Here is a 25,424-nt window from a genome sequence, read left to right on the forward strand (position 1 = left end):
AAACTTGTAAATTTCATAAAATGCGTAAATACTGTACAGCATCCCCATTGGATGCAGCTTGAAAGTGAAACATAAGACAGGAGGCAAATCTATGAACATTCATGAGTACCAGAGTAAGCAGATTCTTCGTGAGTTCGGAGTAAAAGTTCCGAACGGCAACGCTGCGTTCAGTCCTGAAGAGGCTGCGCGTGTGGCAAAGGATCTGGGAACACCGGTTGTTGTCGTAAAAGCACAGATTCATGCAGGCGGCAGAGGCAAGGCAGGCGGTGTCAAGATTGCCCACAACATTGACGAAGTCAAACAGTTCGCATCCGGACTGCTGGGCAAGGTTCTTGTTACACATCAGACAGGCCCTGAGGGCAAGCAGGTAAACCGTCTTCTCATTGAAGAGGGTTCCAACATTGAAAAAGAATATTATCTTGGCTTCGTTATCGACCGCAAGACTGCACAGATTGTCATGATGGGTTCCGAGGAAGGCGGCATGGAAATCGAGAAGGTTGCGGAAGAAACACCGGAGAAAATTTTCAAGGAATATATTGACCCTGTCACGGGACTCATGCCGTTCCAGACACGCCGCATGGCTTTCCGTATGAACTTCAAGCCTGAGGTAATGAATAAGGTTACGAAATTTATGGATTGCCTTTACAAAGCCTTTGTGGCAAAAGACTGCTCCCTGGCAGAAATTAATCCGCTTGTTGTAACAAAGGAAAATGATGTCATCGCGCTTGATGCGAAACTGAACTTTGATGACAGTGCTCTTTTCCGTCATCCTGAAATTGAAGCTCTCCGCGATGAGAGTGAGGAGGACCCGAAGGAACGCGCGGCAGCAAAAGCGGCTCTTTCCTATGTCAACCTTGGCGGCGATGTAGCATGCATGGTCAATGGCGCAGGTCTGGCTATGGCAACTGTTGATATTATTAAATACTATGGCGGTGAACCTGCAAACTTCCTCGACGTCGGAGGCGATTCGACGGTAGAGAAGATTGCGGAGGCGTTCCGTATAATGCAGTCGGACGACCAGGTTCACAGCGTATTTGTAAACATTTTCGGCGGAATCAACAAATGCGATGTAATTGCATCCGGTATTGTTGAAGCAGCGAAGGTTGTAGGACTCCGTGTCCCGGTAATTGCCCGTCTCGACGGAACGAATGTTGAAGCAGGCCGCAAAATTCTTAAAGAGGCAAATGTGCCGGGTGTCTATATGGCAGCAGATATGGACGATGGCGCAAAGCGTGCGGTAGAGCTTGCTGCAGCAAAAAAATCTGAATTACGGATAAAAGCCTGAGGACAAAGGAGGAAACGATTCATGGGAATTTTCGTTGGAAAAGACAGCAAGGTTGTTGTTCAGGGTATTACCGGTAAACAGGCGACCTTCCATACACAGATTATGAAAGACTATGGAACGAATGTTGTGGCAGGTGTCACTCCGGGCAGAGCAGGAGAAGAGGTTCTCGGGATTCCTGTATTCAATACGGTGAGTGATGCTGTTGAGGCAACAGGCGCAAATGTTTCAGTTATATACGTACCGGCACGTTTTGCGGCGGATTCCGTCATTGAAGCTGCTGACGCAGGCGTTGACCTTGTTGTCTGCATAACTGAGAACATTCCGGTTATGGATATGATACGTGTGCGCCGCTATCTCAAAGACAAGAAGACAAAACTCATCGGGCCTAACTGCCCGGGTATTCTTACAGTTGACGAGTGCCGTCTCGGACTTCTGCCTACATATATACATAAGAAGGGACATGTCGGAGTTATCTCCCGTTCCGGCACATTGACCTACGAGGTTACATATCAGCTCACCATGGCGGGTATCGGCCAGACGACATGTATCGGTATCGGCGGCGACCCTGTCAAGGGCATGGATTTCATTGAGGTTCTCAAAGCATTCAATGAGGATGAGGATACACTGGCTGTAATGATGATTGGTGAAATCGGCGGAACAGCAGAAGAGGAAGCTGCTGAGTGGATTAAAGAGAACATGAAGAAACCGGTTGTAGGCTTCATCAGCGGACAGCAGGCGCCTCCGGGCAAACGCATGGGCCATGCCGGCGCGATTATTTCCGGCGGCAAAGGAACTGCAAAGGATAAGATTAAGGCTTTGAACGCAGCAGGTATTGAGGTAGCAGATACTGTTGCATCCATGGGACAGCTCGCTGTCAAGGTGCTCAAAGAGCACGGCATTTACGATAAATGTCATACATGCTGATTAAATATTGAATGAAATATCTCCTGACTGACATTCGGTCGGGAGATATTTTTTTGAAATTCATGTTTGACAAAATATATAGCCTGCTTTACTATTTTATATATATGCCTGTTTTCAGATTGACTTTGTGGAAAAGGGTTATTCTTTAAATCGGGAAGGATCATGATAAATGTTTGGAATGAATATGGATATCGGCATTGATCTTGGAACAGCAAATGTACTGGTCTATGTAAAAAATAAGGGAATCGTTCTCAGAGAACCGTCGGTTGTCGCGGTGGACAAGGATTCCGGTAAGATTCTTGCAATCGGAGAAGACGCTAAACGTATGCTCGGACGCACTCCGGGAAATATTGTTGCTATTCGTCCGCTTCGTGAGGGTGTTATTGCTGATTACGATATCACTGAAAGTATGCTGCGGTATTTCATTGATAAGGTTATTGGCCGCAGTTTCGTATTCAGGCCACGTATCATGATATGCGTTCCTACGGGAGTTACAATGGTTGAAAGACGTGCTGTGCAGGAGGCTGCGGAGCAGGCAGGCGCGCGTCGTACCCAGCTCATTGAGGAACCTATGGCTGCCGCTATCGGCGCAGGACTTCCCGTTGATGAAGCAACAGGCTCGATGATTGTCGATATCGGTGGAGGAACAACGGATGTGGCGGTCATAAGCCTTGGAGGCATTGTCACAAGCGCCAGCCTTCGTGTAGCAGGAGATAAATTTGATGAGGCGATTATTGAATACGTCCGCCGTATGTTTAATGTAATGATTGGCGAACGTACTGCAGAAGAGGTTAAAATAAAGATTGCTGCTGCGTTCCGTGACGCTCGCCAGGCAGAAATGGATGTGCGGGGCAGAGACCTTTTGACAGGACTCCCCAAAAACATAAGAATGACTACCGCACATGCAGCTGAAGCTCTTGAAGGACAGGTAGGGCGAATCGTTGGATGCGTAAAGAAGGTGCTTGAGGAAACTCCGCCGGAGCTTTCCTCGGATATTATGGACCACGGCATCGTACTCACAGGCGGAGGTTCGATGCTGTATGGACTTGACGAGCTTATCAAAAGGTCAACGGGTATTCCTGCAATGATTGCAGATGATCCGCTGTCATGTGTTGCACTTGGCACAGGAAAGGCTCTGGAATATGTGGACCGTTTTGGAGATGTGCAGGAGTCACCTAGCTTTTTTCATAAGCTGTAACTCGGCAAAAGATGTTCTACACTTCTATAAGTGGGGGCTTGGGTAAATAACAGGCGGCGAGCATATCTCCTGCCTCGTTGAAACGCCGACAGATGGAGTTTTGCCTACGGCAAAACCTGAACAAAGGCGTTATAAAAGGATTTTTGCTAAAAGCAGGATTTTTGATACTGCGTGTCGAATTGAAATAGATATGAGATTTATTGAAAATGAGGTGGCGTAAATGTGGCGTGGATTATATACGGCTGCGACGGGAATGATTTCTGAGCAGAACCGTACTGCCGTTATCGCAAACAATTTGGCAAACGCGAATACGACAGGATACAAGCGTGACCGGGCGATTGATGAGGAGTTTAATCCTATGCTCATCCGCCGTATAAATGATACAAAAAAAATAGCAGTAACTGATTTTAAGGAATTTTCTCTTGACCGCCGTGCACCGGTTGTGGGAACCCTCGGTCTGGGTTCTTATACCGCAGAGATTGCTACGGATGCTGCTCAGGGAAACATGATGACGACAGGCAATCCTCTGGATGTCGCAATTTCCGGAAACGGATATTTTGAGGTACAGACGCCGCAGGGCATACGCTATACGAGAAACGGTAATTTCTATCGTCAGCAGGACGGCACGATTGTAACGTCACTCGGACAGCCGGTGCTCGATACGCGTGGCCGCAGAATCCAGATTCCGCAGGATGTTGTGGATGTAATAATCGGCTCGAAGGGTGAAATCTACGGCGGCGGTGAACAGATAGGTCAGCTTGGCTTTGTGGAATTTGATGACCGCCGTGCTGTTTTGAAGCAGGGTGACAGCCTTTATTTTGCGCAGGAAGGGGCACAGCCTCGGCCTGCAACGGGAGAAATCTATCAGGGAATTCTTGAGCGCTCGAATTCTAATGTCGTAAATGAAATGGTTGAGCTCATCAATAATCACCGTGTATATGAGGCAAACTCCAAGGCGGTAACCTCACAGGATACGCTGCTTGACCATGCAGTAAATGAAGTCGGACGTGTGTCCTAATATTTGAAAAGCAGTTAAGTTATTTCAAAAACTTTTCGATATAATTAATAAGGTTAAGTATTTTTACGATTTATCTGATGGGAGCGAATGCATTATGATGAGAGCCCTTTGGTCCGCAGCGTCAGGCATGAAGACGCAGCAGGACAATATGGACGTTGTCGCACATAATCTTGCGAACGTTAATACCTACGGCGCGAAGAAGGTGCGCGCTGAGTTCCATGACCTTCTGTACCAGACACTGCGTCCGGCAGGAGGAAACAGCGGTCCGGATTCCCAGTATCCGACAGGACTGCAGATTGGTCTCGGTGACCGTCTTGCCGCAACCCAGCGTATATTTACACAGGGTAATCTGCAGGCAACAGGCAATCCGACGGATATCGCTATTGAGGGAGAGGGTTTCTTCCGCGTAGAGATGCCGGACGGAACGGTTGCTTATACGCGCGACGGCTCGTTCAAGCTTGATTCCAACCGCCGCCTTGTTACGACGGACGGATATCCTGAGGCTGACAATATCACAATCGACCAGAACGCGTCGAATGATTCCATCACTATTTCCGGAACAGGTCTTGTTTCGGACGTTGTAGACGGACAGACGAACGAGGTCGGACAGATTACGATTACGCGCTTTGTCAATCCGGCAGGTCTTACAGCTATCGGAAAGAATCTTTTCATTGAAACAGAAGCATCAGGTGAGCCTCTTGACGGAAACCCGGGAGAAGACGGAGCAGGTACGCTTGTACAGTCCGTAATCGAAATGTCAAATATCCAGGTTGTTGAGGAAATGGTCAACATGATTGTTGCTCAGCGTGCGTACGAATCCGATGCAAAGGCAATCACGACATCGGATTCCATGCTTGAAATTGCGAATGGTTTGAAACGCTGATGCGTAAGCTGTGTTTTACTGCTGTTCTGTTGTGGTGCGTTTTTGCATTTCCACTGCGGGCGCTGGCATATACGCCGGCTGATGCTGCGGAAATGCAGACAGTTTCACAGGAACAGATGAAGGAAGCGGCAGAGGCTTTTCTGCATGAGTCGCTGGAAGCGGCAGTCATGGAAGGCCGTTATGAATTGGAATGTGTTCATCTGCCTCGGCCGATGGAGATACCGCTCGGGGCTGTAAGTTTTCAGGTGCAGACCTCGGGCGGTCTGCGTTTTTGGGGGAATACGTCCGTTGAGATTACACCGGTAGTAGACGGTGTTCCGTCCAGGACAATCCGCTGCCACTATCGTATCCACCTTTATGACAATATTGTTGTGGCGGCACGCCCGCTTCAGCCGGAAACTCCGCTTACAGCGGCTGACGTTCGGCTGGAGGAACGGGAGATAGGAACGAAGGGAAAGCGTTTTTTCACACGAATCGATGAGGTACTTGGAAAGGTTACCGCACGTCCTGTTACAATAGGCCGCGCACTGGAGCGCAGCATGATTAAATCAAAGGTTGTTTTGCAGCCGGGAACACTTGTAACGCTGGTAGCGTCCGTTAACGGTGTTGAGGTAAAGATGGAGGGTACTACCCTGCAGCCCGGACGCGAAGGAGAAATCATACGTGTACGCAACAATTCGTCCCGCAGAATCATCAGGGCAAGGGTAATCGACGCGACAACGGTAGAGGTTGTTTGAGCACAAGAGGTGACGACAGAATGATTAAGAAATTGCAAAAAGGCGCAGCTGCAGGTCTTTGCATTATGATGCTTTCGGCTATGCCGGCTCCGGCTTTGGCTCAATCCCTTTGGGCGGATTCCCCGGGCGGTTCTGAAAGCATGCTTTTCGCTGACCGCAAGGCACGCAATGTTGGAGATATTTTGACTATTGTAATCAGTGAGACCGCATCTACATCCATGGTGAAGGGCGGTTCGAACTCGAAAAGCGGAAGCACTAATCTGAATGCCGGCGTAGGTATTTTCGGATTTCTGGCGGCGGCATCCGCAAGCGGTTCTGATACATGGAAGGCAAACGGAACGGCAACAGACGTAAACCGTGCTACGGGTCGTATTACCGTCACCGTTACGGAGGTTATGCCGAACGGAAACATGGTTGTCGAGGGAACGCAGTCAATCTGGAACAATAAGAATGAACATAAGATTACGCTTCGCGGTGTTGTCCGCAGAGATGACGTAACCTATGATAATACAGTTCCTTCCACACAGGTTGCCGATGCGACAATCAAGTTCGACGGCAAGGGCCCAATCAACGCAAAACAGCGTCAGGGCATTCTCACACAGATTTTCAATATCCTGTTCTGACAACCGGGGGTATTTGTATGAAAAAAATTACAGCACTGCTTGTTGCAGTTTTGTGCATGTTCACCTTTAATACAGCATTTGCCGATTCGGCGATAACCCGTATCAAGGACATTGCCAAGGTGCAGGGCGTCCGCTCGAACCAGCTTGTAGGCTACGGTATCGTCGTGGGCCTGAACGGTACTGGAGATTCCAATAAGACTCTGGAAACCCTCCAGTCCGTAACGAATATGCTGAGAAGCTTCGGTGTTACGATTAACCAGTCCTCGCTTAAAACGAAAAACGTAGCGGCGGTTATGGTCACGGCGACGCTCCCGCCCTTCGTACGCGAGGGTGACACCATTGATATCACAGTTTCCTCCATGGGTGATGCCAAGAGCATTCAGGGCGGAACACTGATTCAGACACCGCTTCAGGCCGGCAACGGTCAGGTCTATGCGGTGGCGCAGGGCGCAGTATCCACCGGCGGTTTTACTGCGGGAAACGGCGGTAATACCCGTCAGAAAAATTTCCCGACTGTAGGAACAACGCCGAACGGAGCTATCGTTGAAAAAACTGTTGAGGATGATCTCGGAACAAACGGCACACTGTCGCTTTCCCTTGCTCAGCCCGACTTCACAACAGCTGCCCGCGTAGCACAGGCAATCAATCTTCGTTTTGGCAGCGTAGCTAAGGCTGCGAATCCGGGACGCATAGATATTACTGTACCGCCGTATTACCGCGGCAACGTTGTAGGCTTCATTGCAGGACTTGAGGAGCTTCCTGTTATGCCTGATAAGATTGCGAAGGTTGTAGTCAACGAGCGTACAGGCACCATCGTAATGGGTGGAGATGTTTCCGTTGACAGCATTGCAGTCACCCAGGGCGGCATATCCATCAGTGTCACGACGGAAGAGGATGCCAACCAGCCTGCACCGTTCAGCTACGGCAGCACCATCGTTACGAAGAATCAGGACGTAGATGTTACTGAGGACAACGCGAATACAATCGTCCTTCCTGCTACGGCTGATGTAGCGGATATTGTCGGCGCATTGAATGCAGTGGGTGCTACACCGAGGGATGTTATTTCAATCCTTCAGGCAATCAAGGCATCCGGAGCTTTACATGCTGACCTTGAGATAATTTGAGGTGTTTGACTATGATAGATCCAATGGCGGGCGTCGGAGCAGGAGGCGCCAATGCAGCCTATACCAGAAGTGCTTTCGAAACGACACGCAGCGCGGCTGAATCCAAAAGGTTTGAAGCCGCATTGCGTGAGGCTCAGCAGAAGGCCGAAGCGGCAAAGCCTGCAGGAGCAGCCGCAAACGGCATGAGCCTTGATGAGCAGAAGCGCCTCAGAGATGCATGCGAAGGCTTCGAAGCCATGTTTCTTTCCATGATGTACAAGGAAATGCGCAAAACCGTTCCGAAGAATGAGCTTTTCGGTGATGACAACGCTGAGGAAATATGGCATTCCATGCTGGATACGGCGCTGATGGAAAATGCGGCAAAGGCCGGCGGAGTCGGACTTGCGGATATGATGTATCAGCAGCTTTCACAGCCGGTGCTTTCACCTGAAGCCGTAAAGAACATGGTTCACAAAAAATGAGTTGGTTCAAGAGGACGCTGACTATTGGTCTGCGTCCTCTTAGTTTTGCGTTTTTTTTCATATTGCACGGGTAAAATGTGTTAAACACAATGGTAGGGAGAGATAGTATTGAACATGATAAAAGAGAAGCTCAGCCGCGCAGCAGTGCTGTGCGTTCTTTTGATTTTTGTTATGCAGGCAACGGTTCTTGCTGCCGCAAAACCGACACTTTCAAATATACGCTTCGGAAGCGGAGTGGAAAGAGACAGGATTGTTTTCGATTTCGGAAATACCGGGACACCCTCCTACGATGTAAAGGAGGAGATGGGAGGCCTTCGCGTCATCCTCACATTTGCAAAGCTGGAGGATGCGATGCTGATAAAGCCGCCTGTAAGAAGCAGTCTTATCAGTAAGGTTGAATACAAGAAAACCGAGCAGGGACTCAAGGTCATCATTGACCTGAAAGAAGCGGCAGAGCATGAAGTAAAGGCACTGAAAAAACCGTCCCGAATATACATCAACTTCAGCAAGCAGTACGAGCGCGAGGAGCGCAGAGAGCCGGCACCGGGCCTTGAACTGACCACCTACAGAAGAAAAGACGGACGCGGACTTTTGACTGCATACCTTCTGGATGTGGATATGAAGCAGTACAAGCTTTCACCGGTACTGGCCAACGGAGAAGTAGTCGGCAGGGACACTGTAAGCGGAATGTCTGACAGCGTGAATGCGGCAGCTGCCGTAAATGCCAGCTATTTTGCAAAAAGCGGAGAAATTCTTGGCATGCTGCGCATAAACGGAACTGTCGTTGGAACGACTTACTTTACACGGAGCGCCCTTGGCATCAAACCAAGCGGAGCAGCCTTCGTCGCTCCTGTGTACTACGACGGCAAGGTCACAATCGGAAATGTAACCCAGCAGGTTTCAGGAGTTAACTCGGAGCGCGGAGAGAACGGTCTTGTTATTTACAACCGCTACTACGATACAACGACAGGTACGAACGCCTACGGCCGTGAGTTTATCGTCCGTAACGGACGTGTTGCGGATATTCGCCAAAGTAATTCACCAATACCGAAAAACGGCTATGTGATTTCTGTACATGGGACATCGCGAAACGCTTTTGCAAAAGTGAGAATAGGAGACCCTGTGACATTTACAGAGGATTTGGGTGCCCAGTGGGGAAACGTACCGACGATTATCGGGGCAGGTCCGACTTTGGTCAAAAATGGCGAAGTGAATGTTACAAGCGAGGACTTCCCAGGTGATATCACGAGGGGCAGGGCACCGCGTACGGGAGCGGCAGTACTCAAAAACGGACACATGCTGCTGGCTGTTGTTGACGGCAGACAGGAATCCAGCATAGGCTGTACCCTTGAAGAATTTGCAGAGCTTCTGGTAAAATTCGGAGCGCAGCAGGCAGTCAATTTTGATGGCGGCGGCTCAAGTGAAATGGTCGTTGGCGGAGAAATACTGAACAGCCCGTCAGACGGAAGTGAGCGCAAGGTGGGAAGCGCTCTGGCAGTGTTCAAAAAGTAAGAAATTCCCTTGCACTTGCGTCCTAATAAAGTATAATTATAATAATGGAATAAAAGATATTCATGACCGGGATGGGAGAACCATGCGAAGAATATATTTGGCAGCAGCACTGCTCATCTTGACAGCGGCAGGCGGACTGCTTTGGAGATGTATGCCGGTTCCGGTGAATGCGGTAGTTGGCGGAAAAGTGACATGGGTTATACCCAAGGGCAGTGAGGTTCGGGAAGGCTCTGAGCTTGTACGCATCTCAACGCTTACCGGAGGAGAAATCGCCGCTGCACGTTCAAAAACGGAAGGCACAGTGAGCGAGGTTTGTGTAAGGGAAGGCGACAGTATTGTTTCAGGGGCTGTTGTCGTTCGTATAGATAAAAAATGAATGGGGTGTAGATTTTTGTATAAATCAATGAAACGGGTTATGGCAGCCCTTTCCGTATCCGCAGCGTTATGGATGGGGACGCCGTCTGTATATGCAATGCCGGATATCATGCCATTGCAGGATGTCGCGGAGGGAATGCAGGGCGTGCTGTACACTGTTGTTGACAGCAGCGGAGAACTCAGAAGCTTCCCACTGCATGTCCTTGGCGTTATGAGCTCGGGCCGTGGAAGCATGCCGTACATCCTGGCACGCAGCGAGGGTCCTTTTGCCGATACGGACGGAGGTCTCCTGCAGGGAATGAGCGGAAGCCCGGTGTACGTTGACGGACTTCTCATCGGTGCGGCATCTGCTACTGTAAGCGATATGGATCCCCATACCTTTTTGATTACCCCCATAGAGGAAATGCTTCCGATTTGGGATATGCCTGACAAGAAAAACAAAACCCGCGTAAAGACCATTGATATCAAAAAGGCTGCGGAAGAACGCGCCAAGATAGAAAAAGAAATGGCCGAGAAGGATAAGAAAAAGGCAGAAAAAGAAGCCGAAAAGAACAAAGAAGAAAAGAAAGACGATAAAAAATCAGATAAGGACGAGGCAGAAAAGCCAAAGGAAGAAAAGACTGATTCCAAGACTGACGCAGGCGGTGAAGCAAAAGGGAAGGCCTACGGCAGCAAAGCAGATACGGAGAAAAAATACCCCTCCGCAGGAAAGGAACCGGAATTTAAAGGCTCCTTCGTGGCAAGCGGCTTTGGAGCAGAGGGACTTTCCATGCTCAGAGAAAAGCTGGCGTCGGTGGGATATAAGGCAGAATCCTATGGAGGCTTCTCCACAGGCAACGCGACGACACTTTACGGAGCAGAGCTTGAGCCGGGAGAAGCTGTAGGTGCCGCTGTCATTTACGGAGACTTCGCGATGGCCGCAACAGGAACAGTCACCGCTGTAGATGACAACCGTGTGCTGGCTTTTGGACATCCTTTCCTGCATCGCGGAAACGTCAACTATTTCATGACGGATGCCACTATCCTAGGAATGGTAAACGGTGTCAGTGACGGAATGAAGTTCGCCAATACTAAACACATAATAGGCCGCATAATTCAGGACCGCGCAGCGGGAATCTCCGGTGAAATCGGCGTATTTCCCTCTGTTGTGCCTATCCGCCTGAACGTGAAGGACAAAACACTGAACAGGGATGTAAAATACACCGCAACCATGGCATACGATGAGGATTTCATTCCTCTGCTTTCCCCGACGGTCTCCTATGCCGCGCTTAACCGCACGGTGGATACAGGCGGAGAAAGCACGGTTGAGGTTCATTTCACTGTACGTACAAACGCGGTAGAAAGCGGTACAGTCGAAAGAACGAATATGTTCTACGCTGCCGCGGATGCCGGGCAGGCTGCCTTTGGCGAGCTTGGACAGGCAATGGGACTCATCTGCAGCGATAAAGAAAAGGAAGCCGACATAATGGATATCACTGTAGATATCTCATCGGCGGCTGAGCGACGCACTGCATCCCTCGTATCCGCAATCCCGGACCGCCCTGAGGTACGCCCGGGAGATACAGTGAACTTCAAGGTGACGCTGAAGCCATACCGCGCGGAAAAGGTGACAGTATCCGTTCCGTTTACAGTTCCGAAGGTGCAGCGTGAGGGAATTATGCACCTTGATGTGCATGGAGGCGGACTTGTATCCGTAGAGCAGCTGCTGGCTGCAATGCAGGGACAGGGAGTTGTCTCGGCTGATGATAATGATGTCACAACTGAGGATCAGCTGAAGAATCTGATGGAAAGCCCTGCAAATAATGAGATAATTATAGAGCCGGGCGCAGGCCCTGTCATGTCCGAAAAGGAACAGCAGAAGGCAATAAAGGAAGCCATCCGCGCGCAGGAGGAAGCAGAAAAGAATCCTGACGCAGCAAAGGAAGAGCAGAAGCCGCCTGTTGGAAGAAAGCTCACGGACTACGTCATAGACAATGTAATCCATGCTATGGTAACGGTGTCGAAGGACGCTCCCGAGCCGGAGAAGGAGCCTGTTGAGTTCAAGCTGGATGACATACTGAAAAAAGTCATGCCGAAGAACGAAGCAAAAGCTGACGCAAAGGCAGATGCAAAGTCTGACGTGAAGAACGAGACGAAGGCTGATGCAAAAGCTGAAGCTAAGGACGAGGCAAAGGCAAATGCAAAAGCTGAAGCTAAGGACGAGGCAAAGTCTGATGCGAAGGCTGACGTGAAGAACGAAGCTAAGGCTGCGGATGCTGCTGAAAAAGCACCTGAGGCCGCAAAGGAAAATGCGGGCGCTGCAGAGAAAAAGGAATAACAGAAGTGAAGAAAAGCCTTCCCCAAAAAGGGAAGGCTTTTTTGCAGTGAATATTATGTTTGTTTTAGCTTTCGTACAAGTTTCGGACATGGCAAGTCCCATTGCGCTTACTCCCCCCCGACAGCCTTTGGCTGTAAGTCAACATGCCACCGGCATGTTGACACCCTCCCGAAAGGGGGAATAAGAGCCTCCCTCAGAGAGGGAGGTGGCACGCCGCAGGCGTGACGGAGGGAGAATACAGTTCGCCGCAGTCTCTTTGTTTATTGTCATGCCATGCATATATTGATTTTTGTAAAAATATGATATAATTATTCTAAAATACATCGAGGGAGGCGTTATGCTTGGAGAAGAAATTGAAGATTCTTATCACGGATGATTCACAGCTTCTGCGAAAAAAGCTTCGTGCAGAGCTTGAAGGATTGGGCTGTGAGGTTATAGAGGCTGAAAATGGAAAAGAAGCTGTTATGAAGGACCTCCAGGAAAAGCCGGACGGTATTTTCCTGGATATTGTTATGCCTGAGGTCGGTGGAATCGAGGCCCTTCAGGTCATTCGGGAGGTGAACCCGGAAATACCGGTTATTATGCTTTCCTCTGCGGGAACCCCCCAGAAGCTTATGGAGACATTAAAGATGGGTGCGCTTGATTTTATCCAGAAGCCGTATACATCTGAACAGATAAAGAAGGCTCTTGCTGCAATCCGAAAGAAGGTTGAGTAAGATGAATAACGGATATTTTGCACAGTATCTTCTCAATGAGGGGCAGATAGAGCAGGAGAATGTTCTTGGTTTATTGAAGAAGAGCGCGGAGTGCAAGGCGGATTTTCCCATCGCGGCGCTTCGCAAGGGATTGCTTTCTGCTGAGCAGATTGCCTCTGTTTCAGAGAATCCCAGTGGAGAAGAGTTCCTGCGCAATGCAGGAAAGAACGGGCTTCTTAACGCGGTGCAGATGGACGAGCTTCGTTCGCTGGTACCTGATGAGGATTTGAATTTCGCTCAGGTGCTGTATGATGAAAAGGCCGTAACGCTGGAGAAGCTTGAGTCGCTTTTCAGCGCGTATGACAAGTATGGTGAGTCTCCTGTTCGTGAGATTGTGAGGAACCGTGCTGTTGCCGTGGGGCTTGATGCCGAGGCAGACAGATACAGCTCCTTCGCTGAGCTGTTTGTGCATTCCTTCAAGCGGTTTATGGATACTCCGGTTGTTGTTAATTCAAAGGAAGTGCTTGTGGAGGCCGCGTCGCTTTCACACATGGTATCCCAGAAGCTGATAGGCGGGGTAACGATGGTTACGGGCATACAGGCGGAGAACGGGGTATTCCTCGAGATGGCGCGCAGGTACAGCCATGAGGATATAAAAGAGGTTGACGCGCTGGCAGTTGACTGTCTGTGCGAGTTTTTGAACGTGGTCAACGGACTTTTTGCTGTTGATATTTCCAGCGAGAACGTTGAGGTTGATTTGGATATGCCAAGGGTGCAGGAAAATTCTGTTCCGGAGGCAAATTTCCAGATTGTGCTTGCGATTGATACGAGCTTCGGTGAATTTTCTCTCGTTATGGCAGGAGACGAGTTCGTGCTGCGTTGAGAATACGATATGAATTTACGGCAGGCGTAATGCCTGCCGTTTTTCGTACAGCCAATTAAAAATAAATTCGTTGACAAGCATAATGGAGTATGATACTATACGTTGGGTTAGGTGTGGAATGCGCTTAACTGTGTTTAAGCGGTCTTTGGCCGCTTAGCCCCAACCGCACAGCGAGGTTCCCAAAACGGTTAGTACGTACCGAAGTTGGCGAGTAAACAAACGGGAGGTGTAAGAAAATGTACGCTATCATCAAGACAGGCGGAAAACAGTACAAGGTTGCTGAAGGCGAAGTTATCTACGTTGAGAAGCTGGATGCTGAAGCAGGCGATGCTGTTACGTTCGACGAGGTTCTCGCAGTCGTTGCAGACGGAGATGTCAAGGTCGGCAAACCGGTTGTTGCAGGTGCCAAGGTTACAGGCAAGGTAGAGGCTCAGGGCAAGGAAAAGAAGATTCTCGTCTTCAAGTACAAGGCTAAGAGCAATTACCGCCGCCGTCAGGGTCACCGTCAGCCATACACGAAAGTCGTTATTGAGAAGATCGAGGCATAAAAGCCTATGATCCGTATAGACGTTTTTCGAAATAAGGACGGGAAGATATCCGAGTACCGTGTCTGCGGCCACAGCGGCACAGCAGAACGGGGCAGGGATATTGTCTGCGCAGGGATTTCGAGTCTTGCACAGACCGCTCTTCTGGGATTAGGCGAGCATTTGCATCGGGATATGGACTATTCGGTCGATCCGAGCGGTGACTTGCATATGAAGCTCAGAGGCGAGCCCGATGATCTCACACAGGCAGTACTTGAGACGATGCATTTAGGATTCGCGGAGATTTCTGAGGCGAATCCGGATGCCGTCCGAATCATGGTTCACAGGAGGTGAAACAGCATGATGTTCAAATTTGATTTACAGTTATTTGCACATAAAAAAGGTGTCAGCAGCACGCGTAACGGCCGTGACAGTGAGGCAAAGCGCCTTGGCGTCAAGGAGCAGGCCGGTACTATGGTAACGGCAGGCAGCATTCTTGTTCGTCAGAGAGGCACGCATTTCCACCCGGGTCACAATGTTGGCATCGGCGGTGACGACACGCTGTTCGCAAAGGTGGCAGGCAAGGTCGCTTTCGAGCGTAAGGGCCGCTACAACCGTCAGGTCAGTGTTTACACGGCAGACGAAGCTTAATCGAATGATACAGGTACCTGCGTCCTCGGGCGCAGGTATTCTTTTTATTATTTAGGTTTGGAAGGGAATTGGTGCGGGTGAGCCCGCCCGGAGGATTTTATGCAATTTATAGATCGTACAACAATTATGGTAAAGGCGGGCGACGGCGGTCACGGCAAATCTGCTTTCCGTCGTGAAAAATTCGTACCGAAGGGAGGCCCTTCGGGAGGAGACGGAGGCCGCGGTGCCGACGTTATTTTTGTGGTTGATCCCAATCTCAATACTTTGCTCGATTTCCGTTATCACCGCAAGTTCAAGGGGGAGAACGGTGAGAACGGAGATATAAAGAACCAGTACGGAGCAAACGCGCCGCACTGCATCGTGAAGGTGCCGCCCGGAACAATCGTAAAGGACGCGGATACTGGAGAGGTTATCGCTGACCTTACGGAGATAGGGCAGCAGGCTGTGGTTGCCAAGGGCGGACGCGGTGGACGCGGAAACGCGAAGTTCGCGTCAAGCAGAAACCGTACTCCGTCCTTTGCGGAGCTTGGCGAGCCGGGAGAGAGCAAGACGCTTCTTCTCGAGCTGAAGCTTTTGGCTGATGTGGGGCTTGTGGGATATCCAAGCGTCGGCAAATCCAGCCTTATAACATGCGTATCCGCGGCCCGTCCTGAGATTGCGGAGTATCATTTCACGACAATCACGCCTGTACTTGGGGTAGTACGGGTGGATGATGAGAAGAGCTTCGTCATGGCGGATATTCCGGGACTCATCGAGGGGGCTGCCGACGGAGCAGGCCTTGGACATGATTTCCTGCGCCATGTTGAGCGTACAAAGGTTATCCTGCACATTGTGGATGCGTCCGGCATCGAGGGACGTGATCCTGTGGAGGATTATCACAGGATAAATCAGGAGCTGAAGAAATACAGCGAGAGGATTGCACGCCGTCCGCAGATTCTGGTGGCCAACAAGATGGACCTTCCGGGTGCGGAGGAGAATCTTGAGCGGCTCAAGAAGCTGGCCGAGGAGGAGCATATTCCTATTTTCGCGGTTTCTGCCGCTGCTCATACGGGACTCAAGGAGCTTCTTCAGAAGACTGTTGAGCTTCTGGACAATTATGTTGAGGAGCCTGAGCAGACGGAAGAGGAAAAGGTCTATGATGCCGATAAGATGGAGGACCCGGATAAGATTACTATTACGCGTAATGACCGTGGAGATTTCATCGTACACGGAAAGGCCCTCGAGAAGCTCGTTGCCATGACGAACTTCGGCAATGACGAGGCTCTGCGCCGTTTCCAGTATATCTGGAGAATGAAGGGGCTGGATGCGCGGCTGAAAAAGCGTGGAATTCAGGAGGGCAATACTGTCCGCATCGGTGAAATGGAGTTTGAGTTCAGGGAATGATGCCCTGATGAAGGAGAATAGATTTGATTCGCAATACATTAAACAGCAAACAGAAAAGCTTCCTGCGGTCCATGGGGGTTGCTCTTGAGCCGGTGGTTAATATCGGACAGGAGGGTGTAACTCCGACCGTGGTTGAGTCGGCAAAGGAAGTTATAAAGAAAAGAGAGCTCATCAAGGTACGGGTGCAGAAAAATGCTCCGGGAGAGCCGAAGGATGTTCTTAATATGCTGACAGAGCGTGTTGATGCCGACCTTGTGCAGGTTATCGGACGCAATGGTCTTCTTTTTAAGCGTAATTTTGACAAGCCGAGGGTTGAGCTGCCGTAATACGGCAAAATCTGATTCAAGGCATTATTACCGGGGGGTCTCGAATGGATGCAAGGGCAAAACTCAGAGATGCAAAGCGTATTGTCGTAAAGGTCGGTACAAGCACGATTACGTATCCGACGGGGAAGATGAATTTAAGCCGTCTGGAGTCGCTGGTGCGTGAGCTGGCGGATCTCGCGAATCAGGGGCGCGAGATTGTGCTTGTTTCGTCCGGAGCTATCGCGGTTGGGCGTGATCGGATGAACCGTAAAAAATCCGCTTCTATCCCGGAGCGTCAGGCAATGGCCGCTGTGGGGCAGGGGATTTTGATGCATGTATATGAGACACTCTTTGCATCATACGGCCAGGTGGCAGGGCAGGTTCTTTTGACAAAGGAAAATTCCGCGCGCCATAATCAGTATGCAAATTCAAGGAATGCGCTCATTGAGATGCTGGCTCTTAATATTGTTCCTGTTATAAATGAGAATGATGCGGTATCTGTAGATGAGCTTAAAATCGGAGACAATGACAATCTTTCCGCGACGGTTGCATCACTCATTGATGCGGATCTTTTGATTCTGCTGTCGGATGTTGACGGTGTTTATACGGCTAATCCGCAGACGCATCCTGAGGCAGAGCTTCTTTCGGAGATAGATGAGATAACGCCTGAGGTCGAGCAGATGGCAGGAGGAGTTCTTTCTGATGTCGGTACGGGCGGTATGCATACCAAAATCGAAGCGGCAAAGATTGCCCGCAGCGCAGGTGTGCACATGGTAATAGCTTCGGGAGATGCGCCGGGTACAATCCGCTCCATATTGGAGGGGAAGGAGACAGGAACATTTTTCCCTGCCAAGGAAGCACATCTCCGTGTAAGAAAGAGCTGGCTTGCTTTCGGACGTCATATCGACGGAGATCTTATGGTTGATGACGGCTGCGCAAAGGCTATGCAGGAAAAAGGTTCAAGTCTTCTGCCTGCAGGGCTTTTGAGTGTTGAGGGTGAGTTTAAGGAGAAAAGCACGGTGCGTGTGCTGGATTCTTCGGGGCGTGAAATCGCAAGGGGAATTACGAATTACGATTCCGAAACCTTAAGACGCATTGCGGGACATCGTTCCGATGAAATAAGTATGCTGCTGCCTGCGGCGCAGAAAAAGGAAGTCATACACCGCGACAATATGGTTCTCATGGCATGAGGGCGGCAGTTCGTTAAAAATTGACGTAGCAAGGGCTATGTGCGATAATTAAGGAAAACGGCCGCGGGCCGTTTTCCTTTTCTTTTTTGGGGAATGGATACAGGCAGGAGGAAACGCCGATGGACTTACACGATACGATTGTTAAACAGGCAGAGACCGCCAAGTCAGCATCACGGAGACTTGCAGTTTTACCTTCACCGATAAAAAACAAGGCGTTGGAGGCAATGGCGTGTGCGCTTGAGGACGGGGCAGCGCTCATACTCGAGGCGAATGCGGCGGATTTGGAGGCTGCACGGGCAAAGAAAATAAAAAAGTCATTTCTTGACCGTCTTATGCTTGATGAGGGACGTATTCATTCCATGGCAGAAGGGCTTCGTCAGACGGCGGCTCTGCCTGACCCTGTAGGGGAAGGAGAATGGGAGACTGTACGCCCGAACGGGATTGAGATACGGCGTGTGAAGGTTCCTATCGGCGTAATCGGAATAGTGTACGAGGCGCGTCCGAATGTTACTGCCGACGCAGCGGCTTTGTGCATGAAATCAGGCAATGCTGTATTGCTCCGTGGAGGCTCTGAGGCGCTCAGGTCAAACCGTGTAATCAGTTCTCTTTTGGCTAAGGCAGCGTACGATGCCGGTATACCTGAGGGGGCTCTGCAGTTCATTGACAGTGACGACAGGGAAGCCGTAGGGGAAATGATGAAGCTGAAGGGGCTTCTTGATGTTATCATACCCCGCGGCGGCGCAGGACTTATACAGCGTATTGTAAGAGAAAGCCAGGTTCCTGTAATAGAAACGGGAGCAGGTATATGTCATACGTATGTGGATGAAGGCGCAGACCTTGATATGGCTGTGAGGATTGCTGTAAATGCCAAGACGTCCCGCCCGTCAGTATGCAACGCAATGGAGACGCTTCTTGTTCATGAGAAGGAAGCAAAGGAGTTTCTTCCGAAGGTGGCGGCTGAGCTGCGTGAAAGGAAGGTTGAGCTTCGGGGCTGCGAAAGAACACGAGGGGTTCTTTCGGATATTGAGGCGGCAACGGAGGATGACTGGTCCACGGAATATGATGACCTCATTCTCTCGATTCGTGTCGTCCGTGATATGGATGAGGCAATAGAGCATATAAACAGATACAATACAGGTCATTCGGAGACGATTGTTACGAGGGATATTCAAAGGGCGCACCGGTTCCAGAGAGAGGTCGATGCGGCAGCTGTTTATGTTAACGCGTCAACTCGTTTCACGGACGGATTTGAGTTCGGTTTCGGAGCGGAAATCGGTATCAGCACACAGAAGCTTCATGCACGCGGGCCTATGGGGCTGAATGAGCTTACCAGCACCAAGTATCTTATTTACGGCGAAGGACAGGTCAGATGATTGGTTTCCTCCGCACACTCAGACAGTACTGGGAGAATCCGAAGGGGCGTCATGATATCAAGGATTACGGAAAGGCACTTTTTATCATAATGCTGACTGCGGTTTTTGCGGTATTGCTTCTCAGGATGTTTTTTCATGAATAGGGATGACGTATATGAGCGCGGAGACGAAAGAGGGAAAAATACAAAAGCGGCATCGTGTCGGACTTTTGGGCGGAACCTTTGACCCTATACATGTCGGACATCTTATGATGGCGGAGGCGGTGCGGTCGGAATACGGGCTTGAGAAGGTTATTTTTATTCCGGCGGCTGTTCCTCCGCATAAGCTGAACCGCCATATTGCGCCCGCAGAGGATCGGTACCGGATGGTGCTTCTGGCGACGCAATCCAATCCTTATTTTGAGGTTTCAGATATTGAGCTGAAGCGTCCGGGGCCGTCCTATTCTATTGATACGGTACATGCTTTTCTTGAGGAATATGGCGAGGATACGGATTTTTTCTTTATTATCGGAGCTGATGTCATTCCTGATATGGGGACATGGAACCGTATAGAAAAGCTGCTGGAGATTTGTGAGTTTGTGGCGGCACAGCGTCCCGGCTGCAAACCTGATTCCGAAGAGCTCAGGGCACGGTTCGGTGAGCTGGTAGCAAAGCATATCCACACGCTGGAAACGCCGGAGTTTGAAGTTTCATCTACGGATATTCGGGAACGGCTGCGAAAGGGTCATTCGATACGGTACATTGTACCGCCTGAAGTTGAAGAATATATTTACCAAAAGGGTTTGTACAGAGATGAATTATGAAGAATGCAAGGCAGAGCTTGAAAAAAGACTTAAGCACAGCCGTTTTGTTCACTCCGTAGGGGTTGCGGATACGGCGGTTTTTCTGGCAGGACGGTTTGGCGTTGATAAGGAGAAGGCCCGTATTGCCGGATTGCTGCATGATTGTGCGAGAGAGTTCTCCAATGATACAATGATAGAGGAAGCCGAAAAAAGAGGAATTTCCTTCGGCCCTGTCGAGCGGTCAATGCCGCTTCTGCTGCATGCGCCCCTGGGTGCCGGGAGAGCTGAGGAGATATACGGCGTCAGGGACAGGGATGTTCTGCAGGCGATTGCGCGTCATACCGTTGGCGGAGAAAATATGACGCTTCTTGACAAGATTATTTATTTTGCGGATATGATTGAACCATCCAGGGATTATCCGGGGGTAGAGGAGCTTCGGAGGGCTTCACGGGAGGACGGTATTGATGATATGCTTCTTGAGGGACTGAGCCGGTCTATCAGCTTTGTTGTGGAGAAGGGACATCTTATTCATCCGGATACTGTTACAGCAAGAAATGAAATCCTGCTGGGGAGAGCAGGGATGGGAAAATGATTTGAACAGAGAGACCAGGGAAAGGAAAGTCGCATGAGCAGAAAGGCGGACAGTCAGACCCGCGAAAACATAAAGGAAAAAAGAAAACGGCGCAGGATTTACCGCGTTCGGCAGTTTTTTCGGCTGATTCTGCTGATTCTTTTGCTGGGTGCCATAGGCTGGGCCTCTTATCATGCCTATCTGTGGGGTTCGGCGGTGTATGAGGTTCTTCGGGCTGATTACGATGCGTACACCCGGCGGCATGAGCAGCTGAAGCTGCCTTCGGATGACCGTTCAGAAGCCTATATGAATTTACTGGTTTTGGGCGTTGATAACGGAATCGGCGGTAATAACAGGCAGGCGGATACGCTTATTCTTCTGAGCATTGATAATAAGAACGGGGATTTGCGCGTGCTGTCTATACCGAGAGGTACTCTTGTCGGGGTGAACCGTGAGAAGGGTGCTGTTCCGATTGCCGAGATTTACGGAGAGGGCGGCGTAAAGGAAACTGTAAAGACTGTCAGAGACCTTCTGGGGATTTCGATACAGTATTATGCCGTTGTAAATATGAAGGCTCTTGCAGACATAATTGATACGCTGGACGGCGTTGATGTATATGTTGAGCTTCCCATGAGCTACGCGGATCCTGAGGAGGGACTTGTAATAGAGATTCCTCAGGGGTATCAGCATATGAACGGCGAAACAGCGCAGAAGTTCCTGCGTTTCCGAAGCGGGGAGCTGGGAGATATAGGGCGTGTGCAGAGGCAGCATCGTTTCGTAAAGGCGATGTATGAAAGGCTGCTGCAGCTTGATACCATAAAGAAAGCACCTGAGCTTTCAAGAATAGCCCGTGATGAGGTTCAGACAAACGCGGAAATATGGGATACTGCCCAGATTGCGAATATTGTTAAAAGCTTCAGAAAGGAACCTCCCGAGACGATAATGCTGCCCGGGGAGACGGCATCCTATGATGATAAGCTGTGGATACCGGATGAGGCAAAGATACATGAAATGATAAAGGAGCTTTTCCCTGAGCCTGAGCAGGTTCAGGAAAAATGAGTTGGAACAAAGGAGGATTTGTGTGTTTCAGACATCAGAGGAATTGGCAAAGGCAATAGCGGCTGCGGCCGGAACAAAAAAAGCACAGGATATCGTATTGATGAGAATGTCGGAGGTAACTCTGACAACGGATTATTTTGTGGTGTGCTCGGGAAATACGTCCACGCAGACACGCGCTATCGCGGATGCGATTGAGGAAGAGCTGCTGAAAGAGGGAATTGAGTTCAACCACAAGGAGGGTTACCGCGAAGGCGAGTGGGTGCTTTTGGATTACGGTGATGTGGTCGCGCATGTTTTCACCCGCGACAGCCGTGAATATTACGCACTGGAGCAGCTTTGGGGTGACGCGGAGTTAACACCTTATGAGGATTGAGGAAATGCAGCCGGAGGAAAGACCGGTCAGAAGGTACAAGCCCGGAACCGTAGAAAAGCTGAAGGTTGTCCGTCTCGGAGAGATGGGCGCGTGGCTTGATGCCGGCACCGGAAATACAGGGGATGACATATTGCTGCACAAGCTGCAGCAGACTGCTCCTGTGGCGGTGGGGGATGAGATAGAGGTTTTTCTGTATCTTGATCCAAAACGCCGCTTGACTGCCAGCATGCGAACGCCTAAGATGAAGGAAGGGCAGATTGCGCGGCTCAAGGTAATTAACGTAAGCCGTGACGGTGCGTTTCTGGATGTGGGCGCGGAGCGAGGTATATTTATGCCGTATGCCGGTATGCGCGGGCGCCCGCAGATTGGTGAAATCGTCTGGGCAAAGCTTTATACGGATAAATCCGGAAGACTTGCCGTGACGATGGAGGTCGAGGATGAGATGCGCCGTGCATCAAAGCCAGCCAATGATGTGAAGGTCGGCAGCTTTGTTACGGGGCAGATTTATAACTACACGGACAGCGGAGCGTTTCTTTTTTCTGAGGAGCATTATATAGTATTTATAGACAACAAGGAAATGAAGGACCGTCCGCGCGTGGGGGCGACTGTTACAGCCCGTGTGACGTATGTCAGAGATGATGGACGTCTGAATGCATCCCTGCGTGAGATTAAGGAAAAGGCGATGTCCACCGACGGAGAAGTTATCTTGGCACTGCTCCGTGAACGGCACGGCAAAATGCCGTACAGCGACGCGACATCTCCGGAGGTTATCCGGGATAAATTCCAGATAAGCAAGGGCGCTTTCAAGCGTGCTCTCGGGCATCTGATGAAGCAGGGACTTGTTGAGGAAAGAGATGGATGGACGTATTTGACGGAAAAAATACAGGATTCATCTTCATAGTAAAAATTTTTTTATAAAAAGCAGGAAATTTTAATTCAATCACGAATATAATTATTTAACGATGGAAACTTTTTACCTGAGATAAGGGAAAGATTTAGCTGGGGGCGATAAAATGGCAGAGGATAACAAAGAGAAAAAGGGTATTCTGCTTGAAACAGGCACAAACGAATTCGAAATTGTGGAGTTCAATATAGGAGACGTAAATTATGGAATCAATGTCGCAAAGGTACGTGAGGTTATTACTGCGGCAGCTTTTCCTGTGACGAGTATGCCGCAGGCGCATCCGTATATTGACGGCCTCTTTACTTTGCGCGGACGTGCGATTCCTTTGGTAAATCTGCCGCGCTGCCTGAATGTTCATGGTACGGAGAAGCCGAAAAATATCATCGTAACGGAAATCAACAATTATAACATTGGCTTCCTTGTTGACAATGTGTCGCGTATCCACCGTATTTCGTGGAAAGAGATGGAGCCGACGCCGGAGGTCGGAGACCAGTCCCGTGTCGTCGGTATCATCAAGTTCGACAACGAAAAGATTGTTCTTTTGCTCGACTTCGAGACGATTATTGCGGAAATCAATCCGGAAATCAATCAGAAGCTCACGACGTTTACGGAAGCAAAGGAAGATATCAAGGAACTGCGCAGCAAGGAGCATATCGTTGTCGCAGAGGACTCCCCGATGCTCAGAGACCTGCTGGTTTCTACGCTGCATGAGTCCGGCTATAACTTTATCAAGGCAAACAGCAACGGTCAGGATGCATGGGATTATCTCTCGGCTCTGGCAAAGCAGGACGGAGATATCAAGGACCATGTCAGCCTTATCGTATCCGATATCGAGATGCCGAAGATGGACGGTCACCGTCTGCTGAAGCTTGTTCGTGAGGATGAGCGTCTGCATGATGTTCCTGTTATTCTGTTCTCCTCACTTATCAATGAGGAAATGCGCCGCAAAGGTCAGGAGCTTGGTGCTAACGGTCAGATTGCAAAACCTGAAATCAACCAGCTTATCGGTCTTATGGATAAGCTTATATTCAACATCGACCCGAAGGTTGAAGAGCAGGCATAATACCAAAAAATTAAGCTGTCGCAAAACGCGGCAGCTTTTTTTATGCTATATTTGCTGTTTTACGGTATTTTTCTTGTCTGGGGCTGTTTTCCGTCATGGTAAACATCAATGATTACAAGCCGTACAATGACCATGACCGGTACTGCAAGGAACATTCCCGGCGCGTCAAGAAGGCATCCTCCCAGAAGAATACCAATCAGAATAGCTATCGGATGAAGGTGCAGTGAACGTCCGATGAGAGTCGGATATATTATGTTATGATTGAGCTGTGTAATGATTATGTAGAAGCACATTGTCTGGGCAGCAACCCAGGGTGATACTGTTGCGGTAAGCGCCGTTCCGAAGGCGGATGCTATTGTAGGCCCGATTACCGGGATAAATTCGCTTATTCCTGATATGACTGCGAAAACCGAGGGATAAGGAAGGTCGCGGTAAGAAAAATAGCAGAATACGATGAAGCCCATTATGAAACATATAATCAGCTGGCTGTATATGTAGACATGAAGTGACCGAAGGATGTGGGTAAGGAGACGGAAAACACGGCGGCGGTCCTTGTCAGGAAAGAGCCCTGATATCCATAGCTGAATCTGCTTTCCGTCCTTTAGGAGATAAAATGACGTAAAGAGTATTATGACTGTATCGAATATTTTCGTAAAAATGGATACGAGAGTATCGATAGATGAACGGAGTGCCGTTATGGATATTGTTGCAAGCTCCTGCCACAGCTCATCAAGCTGTGTTGAGAGGAATGAGACAGATGAAAGTGCTCCACGGAGGGCTTCAGTAAGTCTCGGAAGGTCCAATGCGAATTTTTGAAGCGACGTGGCAAGCGTAGTGGAAAGCAGTGCCAGCAAGCTGCTGATTAAGAGGATGAAGAAAATCAGACTGATTGCGGCGGCGAGTCCTCTGGGCATGCATCGGAATGTCTGAAGCCGTCTTACAAGCGGCCGCAGGAGAAGGTCTATAAGAATGGCTATGAAAACAATAAATCCAAGCTGCGGCAAGAGCCAGAAGGTAGACAGTATGACAATAAATGTTATTGCCAGAATAATAGATGTTTTATGCTGATTCCACATGGAACATGCTCCTTTAGTCGGGATATATGAAAAAGTAATAATATTCTTTATTATTATATACTATTTCGGCAAGGTGAAAGCATCATTTTTTTTTCAGAGAGAAAGATATATAATAATAATAATATAACTCGGCAAA

The 25,424-nt window shown here is 49.5% G+C and carries 29 protein-coding genes; 28 read left to right on the forward strand and 1 reads right to left on the reverse strand.

The window, feature by feature from the left end:
* Window positions 1-91: 91 nt before the first annotated feature.
* The 28 genes from sucC to BUA83_RS10570 all read left to right on the forward strand — a co-directional run bounded on the left by sucC (window position 92) and on the right by BUA83_RS10570 (window position 24,212).
* Entirely contained in the window at window positions 92-1,285 is a 1,194-nt protein-coding gene (gene sucC / locus BUA83_RS10440; protein WP_072936236.1) for an ADP-forming succinate--CoA ligase subunit beta, read from the forward strand.
* A gap of 21 nt (window positions 1,286-1,306) precedes the next feature.
* Window positions 1,307-2,209, forward strand: coding sequence for a succinate--CoA ligase subunit alpha (gene sucD / locus BUA83_RS10445; RefSeq protein ID WP_072936237.1), 903 nt, complete (start codon window positions 1,307-1,309; stop codon window positions 2,207-2,209).
* 169 nt (window positions 2,210-2,378) lie between these two features.
* Entirely contained in the window at window positions 2,379-3,407 is a 1,029-nt protein-coding gene (gene mreB / locus BUA83_RS10450; RefSeq protein WP_072936238.1) for a rod shape-determining protein, read from the forward strand.
* 220 nt (window positions 3,408-3,627) lie between these two features.
* Window positions 3,628-4,425 (forward strand): flagellar basal-body rod protein FlgF, encoded by a 798-nt coding sequence (flgF, locus tag BUA83_RS10455; protein ID WP_072936239.1) that lies wholly within the window; start codon window positions 3,628-3,630, stop codon window positions 4,423-4,425.
* Window positions 4,426-4,519: 94 nt separating this feature from the next.
* Window positions 4,520-5,308, forward strand: a complete 789-nt coding sequence (flgG, locus tag BUA83_RS10460; RefSeq protein ID WP_072936240.1) for a flagellar basal-body rod protein FlgG — start codon at window positions 4,520-4,522, stop codon at window positions 5,306-5,308.
* Window positions 5,308-6,045 carry a flagellar basal body P-ring formation chaperone FlgA gene (gene flgA, locus BUA83_RS10465; RefSeq protein ID WP_072936241.1) on the forward strand — a complete coding sequence of 246 codons (738 nt, stop codon included), beginning with the start codon at window positions 5,308-5,310 and terminating at the stop codon, window positions 6,043-6,045. Before flgG ends, flgA begins: the two co-directional genes overlap by 1 nt.
* Before the next feature lie 65 nt (window positions 6,046-6,110).
* Entirely contained in the window at window positions 6,111-6,668 is a 558-nt protein-coding gene (locus tag BUA83_RS10470; protein ID WP_072936279.1) for a flagellar basal body L-ring protein FlgH, read from the forward strand.
* Between the two features lie 17 nt (window positions 6,669-6,685).
* Window positions 6,686-7,792, forward strand: coding sequence for a flagellar basal body P-ring protein FlgI (locus BUA83_RS10475; RefSeq protein WP_072936242.1), 1,107 nt, complete (start codon window positions 6,686-6,688; stop codon window positions 7,790-7,792).
* Window positions 7,793-7,803: 11 nt separating this feature from the next.
* Window positions 7,804-8,253, forward strand: a complete 450-nt coding sequence (locus tag BUA83_RS10480; protein WP_072936243.1) for a rod-binding protein — start codon at window positions 7,804-7,806, stop codon at window positions 8,251-8,253.
* A gap of 114 nt (window positions 8,254-8,367) precedes the next feature.
* Window positions 8,368-9,765: a phosphodiester glycosidase family protein gene (locus BUA83_RS10485; protein WP_072936280.1), complete on the forward strand. Its 1,398-nt coding sequence runs from the start codon at window positions 8,368-8,370 to the stop codon at window positions 9,763-9,765.
* Between the two features lie 82 nt (window positions 9,766-9,847).
* Window positions 9,848-10,141: a hypothetical protein gene (locus tag BUA83_RS10490; protein ID WP_072936244.1), complete on the forward strand. Its 294-nt coding sequence runs from the start codon at window positions 9,848-9,850 to the stop codon at window positions 10,139-10,141.
* 15 nt (window positions 10,142-10,156) lie between these two features.
* Window positions 10,157-12,457, forward strand: a complete 2,301-nt coding sequence (locus BUA83_RS10495; protein ID WP_072936245.1) for a SpoIVB peptidase S55 domain-containing protein — start codon at window positions 10,157-10,159, stop codon at window positions 12,455-12,457.
* A 341-nt stretch (window positions 12,458-12,798) separates the two neighbouring features.
* The gene (locus BUA83_RS10500) at window positions 12,799-13,173 is read left to right on the forward strand and encodes a response regulator (protein WP_072936246.1); all 375 of its coding nucleotides are present in this window, start codon (window positions 12,799-12,801) and stop codon (window positions 13,171-13,173) included.
* A 1-nt stretch (window position 13,174) separates the two neighbouring features.
* Window positions 13,175-14,035 (forward strand): hypothetical protein, encoded by an 861-nt coding sequence (locus tag BUA83_RS10505; RefSeq protein WP_072936247.1) that lies wholly within the window; start codon window positions 13,175-13,177, stop codon window positions 14,033-14,035.
* 236 nt (window positions 14,036-14,271) lie between these two features.
* Window positions 14,272-14,583, forward strand: a complete 312-nt coding sequence (rplU, locus tag BUA83_RS10510; protein WP_072936248.1) for a 50S ribosomal protein L21 — start codon at window positions 14,272-14,274, stop codon at window positions 14,581-14,583.
* Window positions 14,584-14,589: 6 nt separating this feature from the next.
* Window positions 14,590-14,913: a ribosomal-processing cysteine protease Prp gene (locus tag BUA83_RS10515; protein ID WP_072936249.1), complete on the forward strand. Its 324-nt coding sequence runs from the start codon at window positions 14,590-14,592 to the stop codon at window positions 14,911-14,913.
* Between the two features lie 9 nt (window positions 14,914-14,922).
* Entirely contained in the window at window positions 14,923-15,210 is a 288-nt protein-coding gene (gene rpmA / locus BUA83_RS10520; protein WP_072936281.1) for a 50S ribosomal protein L27, read from the forward strand.
* Window positions 15,211-15,309: 99 nt separating this feature from the next.
* Window positions 15,310-16,593 carry a GTPase ObgE gene (gene obgE, locus BUA83_RS10525; protein WP_072936250.1) on the forward strand — a complete coding sequence of 428 codons (1,284 nt, stop codon included), beginning with the start codon at window positions 15,310-15,312 and terminating at the stop codon, window positions 16,591-16,593.
* A gap of 23 nt (window positions 16,594-16,616) precedes the next feature.
* A complete protein-coding gene (locus BUA83_RS10530; RefSeq protein WP_072936251.1) occupies window positions 16,617-16,919 on the forward strand; it encodes a YhbY family RNA-binding protein in 303 nt (100 codons plus the stop codon).
* Window positions 16,920-16,963: 44 nt separating this feature from the next.
* Complete coding sequence (gene proB / locus BUA83_RS10535) at window positions 16,964-18,088, forward strand: glutamate 5-kinase (RefSeq protein ID WP_072936252.1); 1,125 nt, start codon at window positions 16,964-16,966, stop codon at window positions 18,086-18,088.
* A gap of 119 nt (window positions 18,089-18,207) precedes the next feature.
* Window positions 18,208-19,461 carry a glutamate-5-semialdehyde dehydrogenase gene (locus tag BUA83_RS10540; RefSeq protein WP_072936253.1) on the forward strand — a complete coding sequence of 418 codons (1,254 nt, stop codon included), beginning with the start codon at window positions 18,208-18,210 and terminating at the stop codon, window positions 19,459-19,461.
* Window positions 19,458-19,604, forward strand: coding sequence for a hypothetical protein (locus BUA83_RS12775; protein ID WP_200796056.1), 147 nt, complete (start codon window positions 19,458-19,460; stop codon window positions 19,602-19,604). Before BUA83_RS10540 ends, BUA83_RS12775 begins: the two co-directional genes overlap by 4 nt.
* 11 nt (window positions 19,605-19,615) lie before the next feature.
* A complete protein-coding gene (nadD, locus tag BUA83_RS10545) occupies window positions 19,616-20,263 on the forward strand; it encodes a nicotinate-nucleotide adenylyltransferase (protein WP_072936282.1) in 648 nt (215 codons plus the stop codon).
* Window positions 20,253-20,834, forward strand: a complete 582-nt coding sequence (gene yqeK, locus BUA83_RS10550) for a bis(5'-nucleosyl)-tetraphosphatase (symmetrical) YqeK (RefSeq protein WP_072936254.1) — start codon at window positions 20,253-20,255, stop codon at window positions 20,832-20,834. The genes nadD and yqeK overlap by 11 nt, the downstream gene beginning before the upstream one ends.
* 33 nt (window positions 20,835-20,867) lie before the next feature.
* Window positions 20,868-21,872 carry an LCP family protein gene (locus BUA83_RS10555; RefSeq protein ID WP_072936255.1) on the forward strand — a complete coding sequence of 335 codons (1,005 nt, stop codon included), beginning with the start codon at window positions 20,868-20,870 and terminating at the stop codon, window positions 21,870-21,872.
* A 22-nt stretch (window positions 21,873-21,894) separates the two neighbouring features.
* The gene (gene rsfS, locus BUA83_RS10560) at window positions 21,895-22,245 is read left to right on the forward strand and encodes a ribosome silencing factor (RefSeq protein ID WP_072936256.1); all 351 of its coding nucleotides are present in this window, start codon (window positions 21,895-21,897) and stop codon (window positions 22,243-22,245) included.
* On the forward strand, window positions 22,235-23,146 hold the full coding sequence (locus BUA83_RS10565; RefSeq protein WP_072936257.1) for a CvfB family protein: 912 nt from the start codon (window positions 22,235-22,237) through the stop codon (window positions 23,144-23,146). The genes rsfS and BUA83_RS10565 overlap by 11 nt, the downstream gene beginning before the upstream one ends.
* 112 nt (window positions 23,147-23,258) lie before the next feature.
* A complete protein-coding gene (locus BUA83_RS10570; protein WP_072936258.1) occupies window positions 23,259-24,212 on the forward strand; it encodes a chemotaxis protein in 954 nt (317 codons plus the stop codon).
* Between the two features lie 59 nt (window positions 24,213-24,271).
* On the opposite strand, the gene BUA83_RS10575 is transcribed toward BUA83_RS10570, so the two are convergent.
* On the reverse strand, window positions 24,272-25,288 hold the full coding sequence (locus tag BUA83_RS10575; RefSeq protein WP_072936259.1) for an AI-2E family transporter: 1,017 nt from the start codon (window positions 25,286-25,288) through the stop codon (window positions 24,272-24,274).
* Between the last annotated feature and the right edge of the window lie 136 nt (window positions 25,289-25,424).

This window comes from Schwartzia succinivorans DSM 10502, from assembly GCF_900129225.1.
Taxonomy (GTDB): domain Bacteria; phylum Bacillota; class Negativicutes; order Selenomonadales; family Selenomonadaceae; genus Schwartzia; species Schwartzia succinivorans.